The sequence below is a fragment of the Variovorax sp. dw_954 genome (assembly GCF_018449755.1).
Lineage (GTDB): Bacteria > Pseudomonadota > Gammaproteobacteria > Burkholderiales > Burkholderiaceae_C > Variovorax.
The window spans coordinates 69,442-82,543 of record NZ_JAAVVD010000009.1 but is presented as its reverse complement, the minus strand read 5'-3'; the positions used below and the strand labels follow the sequence as shown (position 1 = coordinate 82,543).

Genomic DNA, 13,102 nt, shown 5'->3' with positions numbered 1-13,102 from the left:
AGCCATGCCTTGGCGGGGAGCGTCGGCGGCCCGCTGTCGACAGCAGTCTGGCCAGCGACTGGCGCAGGCGCGGGCGCGGCGGCAGCGGGTTTCTTTGGCGTTGCAGCCTTGGTGGCGTGCGTGGCCGCGAAGGAGATTGAATTGGGAGCGAACGCGGTCGTGGCAATCGCGAAGACGATCGGAAGGAGGGAAGAAGTATTGCGCTGCATGGGAGTTCGGGAGGCGAAACCGGAATTGTGGCCGATCTGATCGAGGCAGAAAGCGCGCAGGGCTGGGGCAGCAACGGCGGCAAGGACAGCACAGCCTCAACCAACGCAACCTTTATTTAACATAATATACATTGTATTTTGTCGCCATGGGGAAGGCGCCGCGCCGGGCAGTCCCATGCGCCAACGCTCAGCAAGGGCCCACGGCCCGCACACGACACGCCGCAGGGCCATCTGTCGCCACGTTGACCGGGCTACGCACTTCCGTATTCGATCGTCCCGCTCGCCGTGCGAAACTTCCATTTCACACCACAAGAATTTACGGGAGGCATATCCAATGAGCACGCCTAACAGCGCGGCCGCGTCGCGGACCGTGGGCAACCACAAGACATCCACCAGATCCACGGCCTCGAAACCGAGCACCGTCAAGGTCATCACAGCCATTTCCATCGGCAATGCGCTGGAATGGTTCGAGATCGTGATCTACGGCTTCCTGGCCGTGACCATCTCGAAGCTGTTTTTCCCCGCGGACAACGAGAACGTGTCGCTCTTGATCGCGCTCGGCACTTTCGGCGTCACCTTCTTCATGCGCCCGGTGGGTTCGATCGTCCTCGGCGCCTATGCCGACTCTGCCGGCCGCAAGGCCGCGCTCACGTTGTCGATGGCACTCATGCTGGGCGGCACGCTCCTGATCGCCGTGGCGCCGACTTTCTCCAGCATCGGCATCTGGGCGCCGGTGCTCATCATCGTCGCACGGCTGCTGCAGGGCTTTGCGGCAGGCGGCGAGTTCGGCAGCGCCACGGCTCTGCTGGCTGAGCAGGACCCCAAGCGACGCGGTTTCTTTGCCAGCTGGCAGTTTGCGAGTCAGGGCATCACGACCTTTCTCGGCGCCGCGTTCGGCATGGCGCTCAACAGTCTGCTGACCCCCGAGCAGCTGCTTGCCTGGGGCTGGAGAATCCCGTTCTTCTTCGGCCTGTTGCTCGGGCCGGTCGGCCTCTACATCCGCCGGCACCTGGAGGAAGGCGAGGAGTTCGACAAGAACGCCGCCGCCAAGGCTCCGCCGGTGCGCACCGCCCTGCTCGACCAGCTCGGCCGCACGCTCACGTCGATGGGGTTGATCATCCTGGCAACCATCATCTCGTACACGGGCCTGTTCATGCCGACCTTCGCGGTCAAGCAACTGGGCCTGCCGCCCGCGATGTCCTTCGTGGGCACGATCTGGCTGGGCATCCTGCAACTGGCGCTGGTGCCGTTCTACGGCGCCTTGTCCGATCGCATCGGGCGCCTGGCGATCATGCGCACCGCGGCGCTCATCATGGGGGTGATGATCGTTCCGCTGTTCTACATGCTGGTCTCGTATCCCTCGGTCACCACGTTGATGATCGCGCTGACCGCGATCGGGCTGGTGGCCACGGCCTACTGGGGCCCGATGGCCGCCACGATGGCCGAATTGTTCCCGTCGGGAATGCGCGGCACCGGCCTTTCGGTGAGCTACAGCCTGGGCGTGGCCATTTTCGGCGGCTTTGCGCCGTTCATCAGCGCCTGGCTCATCACCGCCACGGGCAGCAAGATCTCGCCCGCGTTCTACATGCTGCTGGGCGTGCTGATCAGCCTTGTGGCGTTGCGGGTGGCGCCGCGCTACGGCATCAAGTAGACCGGCTGCGGCATCTGTGTTCGGCGTTCCGGGCCTGCTAGGCTCGGGCCTTCGATTTTTTTCACCCGCGGGTGCCATTGATGAAGACCGACGACAAGGGCAAGGGCTACTACGGGCGCTATCGCCGGCGCGGTTCTTCTCGCCGCAAGGGATGGCGCGCCTATGTGCCGCCGCTGCTCGCTGTCGTGGTGGTGCTGGCGGTCGGCCTGTACTTCGTCCAGATGTCCGACCGCGAGCCGGCTAGGGCGCCATCGCTCGCATCGGCCGACGCGCCTGGCAAACCGATCGAACGCACCGCCGCCCTGCCCCCGCTGAACCTCCCCGCCGATGACGCACCGCACGCGTCCGGCATGGAATGGTGGTACTACAACGGCATCCTCGATGCGAAGACCGGCAATCGCTACGCGTTCCATGTTGCCGTCTTCGTCGCCAATGGGCTGGTCAAGCACACCGTCATGCACGTGGCGCTGACCGACCTGCAGACCGGCCGGCGCTTTTCCGGGCAAAGCCGCACCGGCGGCCTGCCCTCCAAGAGCACCGCCAGCGGATTCGACTTTCGGCAGGACGGATGGCAAGTCGCGGCCGATGGCAGCGCGCACGTCGTGCAGGCCGAGTTCGAAGGCGTCTCGCTGGCCCTCAAGTTGAACGACGCGGGCCCGGTGGTCGCGCACAAGGCAGCCGATTCGGCCACGCCGGGACTGCTCGACTTTGGCAAGAGCGGCATCAGCTACTACTACTCGAGGCCCCGGATGGCGGCGCAAGGCGAGATCCAGGTTGCCGGACGCCAGATCCCGGTGAGCGGCGACGTCTGGTTCGACCACCAGTGGGGCGATTTCGATGTCCTGAGCTTTGGCTGGAACTGGTTCGCCCTGCACCTGGCCGACGGCTCGGACGTGATGCTCTATGACCTCTTCGATTCCGATGGCCACAAGGTGCTGACCTCCGGCACCGTCTCGACCGCCGCCAAGGGCGCCGTTCCGCTCAAAGCCGGGGAGATCGAACTGACGCCCATCGGCAGATGGACGAGCCCGGATACGAAGATCAACTATGTCGTGGAGTGGAAGGTCAAGCTGCCTTCCGGCACCTACGACATCAAGCCTTTCGTCGAGAACAGCGAGTTCGACGCGCACCAGACGACTGCGAACATCTACTGGGAAGGCCCGGTGAAAGTCACCGGCAGTTTCGAGGGCCAGGGCTTCATGGAATTGAGCGGCTACGACCGCCTAAGCACCGCGCCGGGCCGCAAGTAAGGTCGCAGTTCACGGGCCGTTGCGAGCCGGCGCCACGCAAGGGCTGTGCCCTGCGCCTTGCACTCAAGCTGGGAGATTTGCAGGCGTGGACGAGCGACGCGCTCGTCCTACCACTTGCCTTCCTTGGGCAGCGCCTGAGGCTTCTTCTGCGCAGCCGCGGCGATCATCGCAGCGTCGCTCTCCCGGTGCGCGCGCTTGGCGAAATCGACGGCGGTCATGCCCTGCTCGTTCTTCATCGCCGTGTCGGCGCCCTCTTCCAGCAGCAGCTTGACGGCATCGCTGGAGCCGTACATCGCGGCCATCATCAGCGGCGTGGTGCCATTGGGCGATTGCGCGTCGATGAAGGCGAACTTGTCGAGCAGCAGCTTCATGATCGAGATCTGCCCGCTGGTGGCGGCATAGTGCAGCGGCGTCCAGCCCGTCTTGTTGACCGCGGCGTCGCGCGCGAGAAGCTTTGCCACGATGTCCTGCTGGCCCTTGAGGCAGGCCATCATCAAGGGGCTTTCGCCGCTCCCGTTGACCGCATCGACGTCGGTCTTCGGCGAATCGACGAACACCTGCACGACCCGGGGCGAAGGCTCGCGCAGGGCGATGAGCAGGCCGGTCTGGTTCTTCTCGTCGCGCGTGTTGGGATCGAAGCCGCGCTCGATCAGGCTGCGCACGCCACTCGCGTTGTCACTGCGCACGGCGCGGAAGAAATCGTCGTACGAACCAGCACTGCTTGCGCAGGAAATGATTGCAAAAACAAATAGATAGCTGAACTTCCTGAGAAAATACTTCATGTCTTGATCGCGCTGAAAAGGGTTTCGAAATTGCGACTCGTGGCCTCTGCCACCGCCTCGACGGGCATCTGCCGCACCTGGGCAATCTGCTGCGCCACATATGGCACGTAGGAAGGATTGTTGGTCTTGCCGCGGTACGGAACCGGCGCCAGGTAGGGGCTGTCGGTCTCGATGAGCATGCGGTCCATCGGCACGAATGCCGCCACGTCGCGCAGGTCCTGGGCTTTCTTGAAGGTGAGGATGCCCGAGAACGAGATGTAGAAGCCCAGGTCGAGCGCGGCGCGCGCCACTTCGGCCGTCTCGGTGAAGCAGTGGAACACGCCGCCAGCAGCGTTGCCGGTGCCGGTCTCGCCCTCTTCCCGCAGGATGGCCAGTGTGTCGGCCGAGGCTTCGCGGGTGTGGATGATCAGCGGCTTGCGGGTTTGCTGCGCCGCGCGGATGTGGACCCGGAAACGGTCGCGCTGCCATTCCATGTCGGCCACGCTGCGGCCGCCCTTGCGCTCTTCCATCTGGTAGTAGTCGAGGCCGGTTTCGCCGATGGCCACCACCTTGGGCAGCGCGGCAAGCCGCACGAGATCGTCGAAGGTGGGCTCCCGGATGTCTTCTTCGTCGGGGTGCACGCCGACGCTGGCCCAGAAGTTGTCGTAGCGCGCTGCCAGCGACTGGACAGCATCGAATTCCTCCAGGCGGGTGCAGATGCACAGCGCCCGGTCGACCTGCGCCGCCTGCATGGCCGCGCGAATCCGCGGCATGTCGTCGATCAACTCGGGAAAGGTGAGGTGGCAATGGGAGTCGGTGAACATCCCCTATTGTCGCCAACCCGCCGACGCCTCCCTTGCGCCGGGCTGTCAGTTCGTGAGATACCGCGGAACCGGCTTCGCCGGGCCGCTGGTATTGCCCCCGGTCGGGAAGGAGAGCCGCAGCGCGGCGACTTGGGGGCGAGCCTCAGATAGTCTGCGTCGGCCGGTCCGAGCCCATCGTGCCGCCGAGCGCCTCCTCGATGCGGGCCTTGAGCTGACGGGACTTGTCGTCCGAGGGAAAGCGGATGCCAACGCCAGGTGCACGATTGCCTGCGGCGCGCGCCGGGGTGATCCAGGCTACCTTGCCCGCGACCGGGTAGCGCTGCGGATCCTCGGGCAGCGTCAGCAGCACATAGACATCGTCGCCGAGCCGGTACTCGCGCGCGGTGGGAATGAAGATGCCGCCTTCGGCGAACAACGGGATGTAGGCCGCGTACAGCGCACCCTTTTCCTTGATGGCCAACTGGATCACGCTGGGCCGGGGCGTATTGGCGGCTGGGAGGGCGGTGGTGATGTTCATGGGCGAGGTAGGGCCGAGTGTAGGGTGCTTCGGGCTTCGCTTACAAGCGCCTCCAGCATGAGTCCCGCATTGAAGGGATGCTCGGCGGTGCGCGCCGCGGCCGCAAGCGACTTCGACCAGCGCGCCAGCGCGCGGCTGGAGGGCGGCTTCGGCAGGTCCGCCGGGTCGAAGAAGCGTGGCGCGGCCCCCTGCCCCACCGCCATCAAGTCGTGGCAGAGCTTCTGCAGAGCATCGATGGCCTGGCTCGGCGCTTGGCCGGACAAGGCGGCGACATCGCCCTTGGCCATGGCCTTGGGCAACAGGGACCACGCTTTCGGCGAGCCACCGTTGCGCGCCTGGCGCAGCGCGTCGCTGGGCCTGCCGCCGGCCGCGCGCAGCAACGCCTCGGCATCGATTGCGGGAATGCCTTGCGCCACCAGCCAGTCTTGCGCCTGCCCGGATGCCGGCCAGGGCAAGGTGTAGCCGATGCAGCGGCTGCGGATGGTTGGCAGCAATTGCCAGGCCGCTTCGCTGGCCAGCACGAAACGCACATCGCCGACCGGCTCTTCCAGGGTCTTGAGTAGCGCATTGGCCGTGATCGCGTTCATGCGCTCGGCCGGATACACCAGCACCACCTTCCCGCGCCCGCGCGCGCTCGTGCGCTGCGCAAAGCCGACTGCGTCGCGCATGGCCTCGACGCGGATCTCCTTGCTGGGCTTGCGCTTCTTGTCGTCGATGTCGGCCTGCGACTTCTCGTCAAGCGGCCAGCCCAGTTCCATCATCGCGACCTCGGGCATGAGCACGCACAGGTCCGCATGCGTGCGGACCTCGATGGCATGGCAACTGCCGCAGTGGCCGCAAGCGCCCTGCGCGGAAGGCTCTTCGCACAGCCAAGTGCTGGCAAGGGCCAGGCCGAGTTCGTATTGGCCGAGGCCGGACGGGCCTTGCAGCAACCAGGCGTGGCCGCGCTGGCGCAGCAGTTCGGCGAGCGGGGCGTGCAGCCAGGGCAACAAAGTGCTCATGCCAGTCCCCGCGCCTGCAATGTCGACTCGATCTGCTGCCAGACCTGTTCGCGCGAACAGTCGGCGTCGATGCGCGCGAAACGCGACGCGCCCGCCGCCCTGTCGGCGTAGCCTTGGGCGACGCGTCGGAAGAATTCGACCGGCTGGGCCTCGAACTTGTCCGGCAGCCGAGCGCCCGCCAAGCGCTCGGCCGCGATCTCGGGCGGCAGGTCGAACCACAGCGTGAGTCCGGGTTGCAGCAGCCCATCCGCATGCGCCGGATCGGCCTGGACCCAGCGTTCCAGCATGGCGAGCACGCCCAGTTCGAAGCCGCGGCCCGCGCCCTGGTAGGCGAAGGTGGCGTCGGTGAAGCGGTCGCAAAGGACCACGTCGCCGCGCTTCAAGGCCGGCAAGATGACCTGCAAGACGTGCTCGCGCCGGGCCGCAAACACCAGCAGCGACTCGCTAAGCGTATCCATCGGCTCGTTGAGCACCAGCGTGCGCAGCGTTTCGCCAAGGGGCGTGCCGCCCGGCTCCCGCGTTCGGGTCACTGCGCGGCCCTGGGCGCGAAACAGGGCTTCCAGCGCGTCGATATGGCTCGACTTGCCGGCGCCGTCGATGCCTTCCAGCGAGAGAAAAAGCCCGGTGCTCATTGAAACCCGCTCATTGTCGATTCCGTTGATAGCGGTTGACCGCGTTGTTGTGCTCTTCGAGCGAGTTGCTGAACTGGCTGCTGCCGTCGCCACGCGAGACGAAGTACAGCGACTTGCCTTGCGCCGGCTGCACGGCCGCCAGCAGCGCGGCCTTTCCGGGCATCGAGATGGGCGTCGGCGGCAGGCCGTTGCGGGTGTAGGTGTTCCAGGGCGTGTCTGTCTGCAAATCCTTCTTGCGAAGGTTGCCGTCGAAATGCGTGCCCAGCCCGTAGATCACCGTCGGATCGGTCTGCAGCGGCATGCCCACGCGCAGGCGGTTGACGAACACCGACGCGATCTGCGCACGTTCGTTGGCCTTGCCTGTCTCCTTTTCGACAATGCTGGCCAATATCAGCGCCTCATCGGGCGACTTCAGCGGCAGGTCGGATGCCCGCGCGGCCCAGGCTGCCGCGAGCTTGCGGTCCATGGCCCGCATCGCCCGCTGCAACAAGGCGAGGTCGGTCGAGTTCTTGGAGTAGGTGTAGGTGTCCGGGAAGAAGCGGCCTTCAGGGTGCTGGCCAGCGTGGCCGAGCTTTTCCATCAGGGCCTCGTCCGTCATGGCGGCGGTGTCGGGTCTCAGCTGGTCGGCCTTGGCCAGCGCGGCGCGCACTTGGCGGATGTTCCAGCCTTCGACCAGCACGACGCTGCGCGTGGCCTCTTCGCCGCGCACCAGCACGTTCAGCAGGATCTTTGGTGTCACGCCCGGCTCCAGTTCATAGCTGCCGGCGCGCATCTGCCGGGTCTGCCCGGAGATGCGAAACCACCAATAGAGGAGCCGCGGCTGCACGTCGACACCTGCATCGACCACCGCCTGCGCGATGCCGCGCGGCGTGGTGCCGGGCTCGATCGACAGGTCCAGGGAGGGCGCCGAAAGCTTCAGCGGCTGGTGCACCCACCACAGCCCCCAGGCGCCGATGGCCACCGCGATCAAGGCACCCAGCAGGAAGACATTCAGGAAAAATCGGCGCACTTGGAGCAGGTTGGAAGGGTGAAAAGCGCTTGGCCCTGCGAACCGGAAGGATGCGGGCCGGCCATGATAATTCAGCGATGAACCCTGTTGTCCTCAATGGCGTCGCTGCCCTCCCCCACCTCGGCGTGATCCGCGCGGAAGGCACCGATGCCGCTTCGTTCCTGCACGGCCAACTCACCCAGGATTTCTCGTTGCTGGACGGATCGCAGGCCCGGCTGGCGGCGCTCTGCACCGCCAAGGGCCGGATGATCGCCAGCTTCATCGGCATCCGGCCGCAGCCTGAAACGATCCTGCTGGTCTGCAGCCGCGACATCCTTGCCGCCACGCTCAAGCGCCTGTCGATGTACGTGCTGCGCGCCAAGGCCAGGCTCACCGATGCGAGTGCCGAATTCGCCTTGTACGGCATCGCCGGAACAGCGGTGGCTGCTAACGGCCTCGACGCCTCGACGCCGCCAGGCCAGCGAATTTCGATCGGTGAAGCGAGCGTCGTCTCGCTGTATCCCGCCGACGGCATCCCGCGCGCCCTGTGGATTGCGCCCGCGAATTCGCCCCCGCCCTCGGGCAACGCGCTGGAAACGGATCTCTGGCAATGGGGCGAAGTGCGCAGCGGCGTTGCCACCCTGACGACGCCAGTGCTCGACGCCTTCGTGCCGCAGATGCTGAACTACGAATCGATCGGCGGCGTGAACTTCAAGAAGGGCTGCTACCCGGGCCAGGAAATCGTGGCACGCAGCCAGTTCCGCGGCACGCTCAAGCGCCGCGCCTACGTCGTGCGTGCCGGTGCGCCGCTGAAGGCTGGCGAAGAAGTATTCGCCGCCAACGATGCGGAGCAACCCACCGGCACCATTGTTCAGGCAGCATCGGCCAACGGCGAATGGTCGGCCATCGTCTCGGTGCAGATCGCGGCGCTCGATGCCGGCGGCCTGCGCGCCGGTGGACCTCAGGGTGTGGCGCTGACGGTCGACCCGCTGCCCTACCCGCTGCTGGCGGACATCTGAGGCGCAAGAAAAAGCGGCCCCTGCGTACAGACGCAGGAGCCGCTTTTCAGGTGGACGAAGTCGGTTCAGGCGATCAGTTCCACTTCCAGCCCACGCCGGCGTTCACGCCGATGTCCTTGCCGGTCGATGCCACCCCCACACCCCAGGACATCTTGCCGTCCTTTGCCATCTCCTTGAAGCTGACGGCCACGGCGGAGTAGCCCTTGTAGCTGCCGATGCCGGCGCCAATCGCCTTTTCACCGGCGTTCAGGGTCGGCATGTACGTGCCCGACATCGCCATGCCCATCGCCACGCCCGAGTAGGCGCCCTTCTGCACGTCCGCGACCTGGTTCTGGATCTGGTTCATCTGCGTGGAGAGCGCGTTGACCTGGTTCGAGACCTGGCTCACTTCGCCGCCCACTGCCTTCACTTGCGCCACGTTGGCCGCATCGCTGTCTTCCGAGCCGGCTGCAACGTTGGTGACCTGGCGCGTTTCACCGCTGCTGCCCACGGACACCGCTGCGCGGGTGCTCGTCGTGGCCTGGACGGCCGCCTTCTGCTGGTCCGTCGCGCCCTTGCCCACATAGCCAGCCACGCCGGCTTCACGCGTTGCCACCGAGCCTGCGCCCAAGGCCACGCCGCCGTTGACCTGCACCAGCGCGCCGAAGCCGACTGCGGTGCCTTGCGAAGCCGTTGCCGCGGCACCGTTGCCGATGGCGACGGCATTGCTGGCGGTCGCTTGCGCGCTTTGGCCCACGGCGACCGCGTTGTCGCCGCTGGCGGCGGCCTGCGGGCCGACCGCGATGGCGTTGGCGCCAGTTGCCGACGAATCCGCTTGCGTGGAGTTCGTGTGGAAGTACTTGGTGCCGTTGTTGTTGATGCTGTTGAGCGCATCGCCGACGTTGCTGACCTTCGAGACCGTGCCGTCCGCGTTGCTCACGCTGTACGACGGGGCCGACCAGGTGCCAGTCGCGGCGTCGTAGCTCGAGCCGCCACCGAGGCCGGCAGCTGCACCGTTGCCGACGGTGGCGACGTTGGTGTTGGTCGTGCTCAGGCCGGTCGAGAGCGAGTTGATGTTGGTCGTGAGGTTCGCGACGCCGGTCGATAGCGAACCCACGCCCTCAGCCGACTTGCTCGCGTTCGATGCCAGGTCGCCCAAGCTGGTCGACAGCGAACCCAGGCCGTTCTCCAGGCCGCCAACGCGGTTGTCGAGGCCGTCGACCGTGGTCGACAGGCTGTTCAGGCCGATGGACAGGCTGCCGAGACCGGCTGCCGTCGAGGTCGACAGGCTGTCGAGGCCGTTCGCGGTCGAGGTCGACAGCGAGGACAGGCCGTTGGCCGTGGAGGTCGACAGGGAAGCCACGTCACCCGACAGGCTGCCCACGCCCGTGCTCAGCGAGCCGAGCTTGGTGTCGGTCGCGTCGAGGTTCGATGCCACCTGGTAGAGCTGGCTGCCGTTGACCGCATCGGTGCTCGTGGCCGACATCTGGCCGGCTGCAACGTTCTGCACCTGGCGCTCGGCACCCTTGTCGCCGACGCTGAAGCTGCCTGCGGGCGTGCTGCCGGCGAAGTTGTTGTACGTGGTGTTGCCCACGGTCACGTTGTTCACGACCACGGTGGCGGCCGATTTGGAACCGGCGCCGATGGCGACCGAGTTGTTGAAGCTGGCGACCGCGTTCGGGCCGATGGCCACGCTGTCGGCACCGCTGGCGATGCTGTCCGCGCCGGTCGAGTTGGCGTGGAAGTACTTCGTGCCGTTGGTGTTGATGCTGTCGAGGGCATCGCCCACGTTGTTGGCGGTGCTGGCCGCCGCGCCACCCACCGACGAACCGCCGAGCGCCATCGAGTTGAGGCCGGAGGCCTTCGCGCTGGGGCCGGCCGCCATCGAATAGTCGCCAGTCGCGGTCGTGGCGCTTCCAGACGCATCGCCGCCGATGGCCACCGAGTTGCGCCCGGTTGAGATGGCCCTGTCGCCAAGGGCGACTTGCGAACCCGCCCCGGTGGCATTGGAGTTTGTGCCGATCGCCACGGGCGAACTGTTGGCGGTGGTCGTGCCATTTGCCCTCGCGCCATTGCCGATGGCGACACCGCCCCAGTAGATCGTATTGGGGTTGTAGGCCTGCGAGTTGGCCCCGATGACGGTGGACATTCCTTCGGCGTACGCGTTGGCTCCCACCGCGACCATGCCGTTGTTGCCCGAGAACGGGTTGGCGGTGCGCGCGTTGACGCCCATCACGACGTCGTTGGCGCCGGCGGCCACTGCGGCTTGGCCGATCGCCACGCTGTTGGCGCCCGTGGCCTTGCTGTCAGCGCCCGTGCTGTTGGCGTGGAAATACTTGAGGCCGCTGTTGTACTGGCTCGCGAGCGCCGAGCCCACGTCGCTGACCGTGCCGGTCGAGCCGTCGGCGTTGTGGATGGTGTATGTCGGGGCAGAGACAGTGCCCGTCACCGTGTCGTACGTGGCACCGCCTCCGAGGGCCGATGCCGTGGTCTGGCCCAGCTTGTCCGTCTCGACGCCCAACGCGTTCACGTTGGTCCACAGCGCAGTGACGTTCGTCATCGTCGTGCTGAGGCCCGTGGAGGTCGAGGTCGACAACGAACCGATGCTTGTCGAGAGGCTGGTATTGCTGGTGCTCAACTGCGACACCGTGACGGCGTCTCGCGCGGCGGAGCCGTCGGCGACGTTGGTGATGCGGCGCTGGGTGCTTGCGTTACCCACCGACACTTCGGATGCCGGAGCGGCGGCGCCGGTCATGTAGCCCGTGCCGGTCGGAGCGGCAGCCCCGGTCTGGCTGCCCGCGCCGAGCGCCACGCTGCTTGCGTACAAGGCCTTGGCGGTGTTTCCCAATGCCACGCTCATGTCGCCCGACGCGTTGCTCGCGTAGCCGAGGGCCGCACTCGACAAGCCGCTCGCAGTGGAAGCAGCACCGATCGCCGCCGCGTTGTTGTTCGATGCAGTGGAGTTGGTGCCGATGGCCGTCCCGTTGGTCGTGGTGGCGTTGGACAGGTTGCCCATGGCCAGCGAGTTCTGGCCGGCTGCGGTTGACTGCGAGCCGATGGCCACGGCGCGAATGCCGGTGGCTTGCGCACCGCGAGCGTTGTCGCCGCCAATGGCGACCGAGCCGACGCCTGAGGCCAGCACGCCCATGCCGGCGGCAGTACTGCCCGATCCGCCGATGGCGGTCGACGCTGCGCCCGAAGCGGTCGAGTTGTAGCCCAGAGCCGTGCTGGAGTTTCCGCTGGCCAGCGATTGCAGACCGTAGGCTGATGCAAATCGGCCGGCCGACGAGCCCAAGCCAGTCGCCACTGCGCCGTCGCCGGTCGCCTTCGCAAATGCGCCGAGTGCGGTGACACCGAACAAATTATTGCCAGTGGCACTGCAACCGAGGACTGACGAAAAATAGCCATTGCCGTCGGTGCCGTTGCCTGTGGCGGTGCCGTAGGCGTAGACACCGTCAGGCCCCACGCCTGTCGCGGAGCCCGACGGCGCGCAGGCCATGCCGGCATCCGGGGTCCAGACGCTCGCTTCGCTGGGAAATGCGATCAACATCATCGTCGCGGCAGCACTCAACATCATGAGCCGACGGGTGCCCCCACCGACGCTGCTCGCGACGGCGCCTGACTTGCTGCGCTTGCCACGGGCATGGGTCAGTTCCGAGGCAGCGACCCATGCGCCAAGGGATTCGTTCCAGATGCTCTTGTGTGACTTGTTCATTGCGATTCTTTCAGAGTGCCGGGGGAAAAAATTGCGGTGTGGCCGGCCCGACTGCTTGGCGCGCTCACCGAAATTGCTTTGCAATTTCAAAGAAAATTGCTGGCTCTTCGGTGGCTGGCAACATTCATTTGCGATGTATCAATTAGACCGTTTCAGGGTTTTTCCCGTATGCAGGTTGCGTCGCACACGCGGTGGGAAATTTCCTTGGTGCTCGTCGGAAATGGTCGAGGCGCGCCAACCCGTCACATTGCGTGAGATGCCGAATTGCGACTTCGCGGAACGTACAGGCGAAAAAAATCCCCGGAAACTTTCGCTTCCGGGGATAGGTCCTCTCCCAGCGCACCCTCGAAGAGTGCTTCTTTTTCTACCTCTCTCCCGAGTTCTTCTTGTTTCGCCTCGTGTGACAGCCGATAAATGTATTGGAGCACCCCCGTGGGTTTTGCGCCGCAGGATTGATCCGCTCGCAATGCGGAAATTTCAGATTGGCCATACGGTTAATTCAACGGTGCGACAAACTGCTCGAGGTAATTGTCACTATTGTTTATATCATTGCAAT

General features: G+C 65.7%; 11 protein-coding genes. 4 read left to right on the top strand and 7 right to left on the bottom strand.

Going from position 1 to position 13,102, the window contains the following annotated elements; translation table 11 throughout:
• Window positions 1–9 precede the first annotated feature (9 nt).
• The 3 genes from HB681_RS38650 (at window position 10) to HB681_RS15945 (ending at window position 3,110) form a co-directional block, all read left to right on the top strand.
• Window positions 10–249: a hypothetical protein gene (locus tag HB681_RS38650; protein ID WP_275946412.1), complete on the top strand. Its 240-nt coding sequence runs from the start codon at window positions 10–12 to the stop codon at window positions 247–249.
• Between the two features lie 294 nt (window positions 250–543).
• On the top strand, window positions 544–1,860 hold the full coding sequence (locus HB681_RS15950) for an MFS transporter (protein ID WP_213955829.1): 1,317 nt from the start codon (window positions 544–546) through the stop codon (window positions 1,858–1,860).
• An 80-nt stretch (window positions 1,861–1,940) separates the two neighbouring features.
• The gene (locus HB681_RS15945; RefSeq protein ID WP_213955828.1) at window positions 1,941–3,110 is read left to right on the top strand and encodes a lipocalin family protein; all 1,170 of its coding nucleotides are present in this window, start codon (window positions 1,941–1,943) and stop codon (window positions 3,108–3,110) included.
• 107 nt (window positions 3,111–3,217) lie between these two features.
• Here the strand turns inward: HB681_RS15945 and HB681_RS15940 are convergent, their stop codons facing one another.
• From HB681_RS15940 to mltG, 6 genes are all read right to left on the bottom strand, one after another.
• A complete protein-coding gene (locus tag HB681_RS15940) occupies window positions 3,218–3,892 on the bottom strand; it encodes an ankyrin repeat domain-containing protein (RefSeq protein WP_213955827.1) in 675 nt (224 codons plus the stop codon).
• Entirely contained in the window at window positions 3,889–4,695 is an 807-nt protein-coding gene (locus tag HB681_RS15935; RefSeq protein ID WP_213955826.1) for a TatD family hydrolase, read from the bottom strand. Before HB681_RS15935 ends, HB681_RS15940 begins: the two co-directional genes overlap by 4 nt.
• A gap of 142 nt (window positions 4,696–4,837) precedes the next feature.
• Entirely contained in the window at window positions 4,838–5,212 is a 375-nt protein-coding gene (locus HB681_RS15930) for a PilZ domain-containing protein (RefSeq protein WP_213955825.1), read from the bottom strand.
• A complete protein-coding gene (locus tag HB681_RS15925; protein ID WP_213955824.1) occupies window positions 5,209–6,213 on the bottom strand; it encodes a DNA polymerase III subunit delta' in 1,005 nt (334 codons plus the stop codon). The genes HB681_RS15930 and HB681_RS15925 overlap by 4 nt, the downstream gene beginning before the upstream one ends.
• Window positions 6,210–6,845: a dTMP kinase gene (gene tmk / locus HB681_RS15920; protein WP_213955823.1), complete on the bottom strand. Its 636-nt coding sequence runs from the start codon at window positions 6,843–6,845 to the stop codon at window positions 6,210–6,212. The genes HB681_RS15925 and tmk overlap by 4 nt, the downstream gene beginning before the upstream one ends.
• Before the next feature lie 10 nt (window positions 6,846–6,855).
• Window positions 6,856–7,854, bottom strand: coding sequence for an endolytic transglycosylase MltG (mltG, locus tag HB681_RS15915; protein ID WP_213955822.1), 999 nt, complete (start codon window positions 7,852–7,854; stop codon window positions 6,856–6,858).
• A 77-nt stretch (window positions 7,855–7,931) separates the two neighbouring features.
• Here mltG and HB681_RS15910 point away from each other — a divergent pair, with 77 nt between their 5' ends.
• Window positions 7,932–8,852, top strand: a complete 921-nt coding sequence (locus tag HB681_RS15910) for a folate-binding protein (protein WP_213955821.1) — start codon at window positions 7,932–7,934, stop codon at window positions 8,850–8,852.
• 73 nt (window positions 8,853–8,925) lie between these two features.
• Here HB681_RS15910 and HB681_RS15905 read toward each other — a convergent pair whose 3' ends face one another.
• Window positions 8,926–12,546, bottom strand: coding sequence for an ESPR-type extended signal peptide-containing protein (locus HB681_RS15905; RefSeq protein WP_213955820.1), 3,621 nt, complete (start codon window positions 12,544–12,546; stop codon window positions 8,926–8,928).
• Window positions 12,547–13,102 lie beyond the last annotated feature (556 nt).

Bases quoted from the DNA above. Each gene is read 5' to 3' on its own strand.
- HB681_RS15950 (WP_213955829.1), top strand. From the start codon at position 544: ATGAGCACGCCTAACAGCGCGGCCGCGTCGCGGACCGTGGGCAACCAC.
- HB681_RS15945 (WP_213955828.1), top strand. From the start codon at position 1,941: ATGAAGACCGACGACAAGGGCAAGGGCTACTACGGGCGCTATCGCCGG.
- HB681_RS15940 (WP_213955827.1), bottom strand. From the start codon at position 3,892: ATGAAGTATTTTCTCAGGAAGTTCAGCTATCTATTTGTTTTTGCAATC.
- HB681_RS15935 (WP_213955826.1), bottom strand. From the start codon at position 4,695: ATGTTCACCGACTCCCATTGCCACCTCACCTTTCCCGAGTTGATCGAC.
- HB681_RS15930 (WP_213955825.1), bottom strand. From the start codon at position 5,212: ATGAACATCACCACCGCCCTCCCAGCCGCCAATACGCCCCGGCCCAGC.
- HB681_RS15925 (WP_213955824.1), bottom strand. From the start codon at position 6,213: ATGAGCACTTTGTTGCCCTGGCTGCACGCCCCGCTCGCCGAACTGCTG.
- tmk (WP_213955823.1), bottom strand. From the start codon at position 6,845: ATGAGCACCGGGCTTTTTCTCTCGCTGGAAGGCATCGACGGCGCCGGC.
- HB681_RS15910 (WP_213955821.1), top strand. From the start codon at position 7,932: ATGAACCCTGTTGTCCTCAATGGCGTCGCTGCCCTCCCCCACCTCGGC.
- HB681_RS15905 (WP_213955820.1), bottom strand. From the start codon at position 12,546: ATGAACAAGTCACACAAGAGCATCTGGAACGAATCCCTTGGCGCATGG.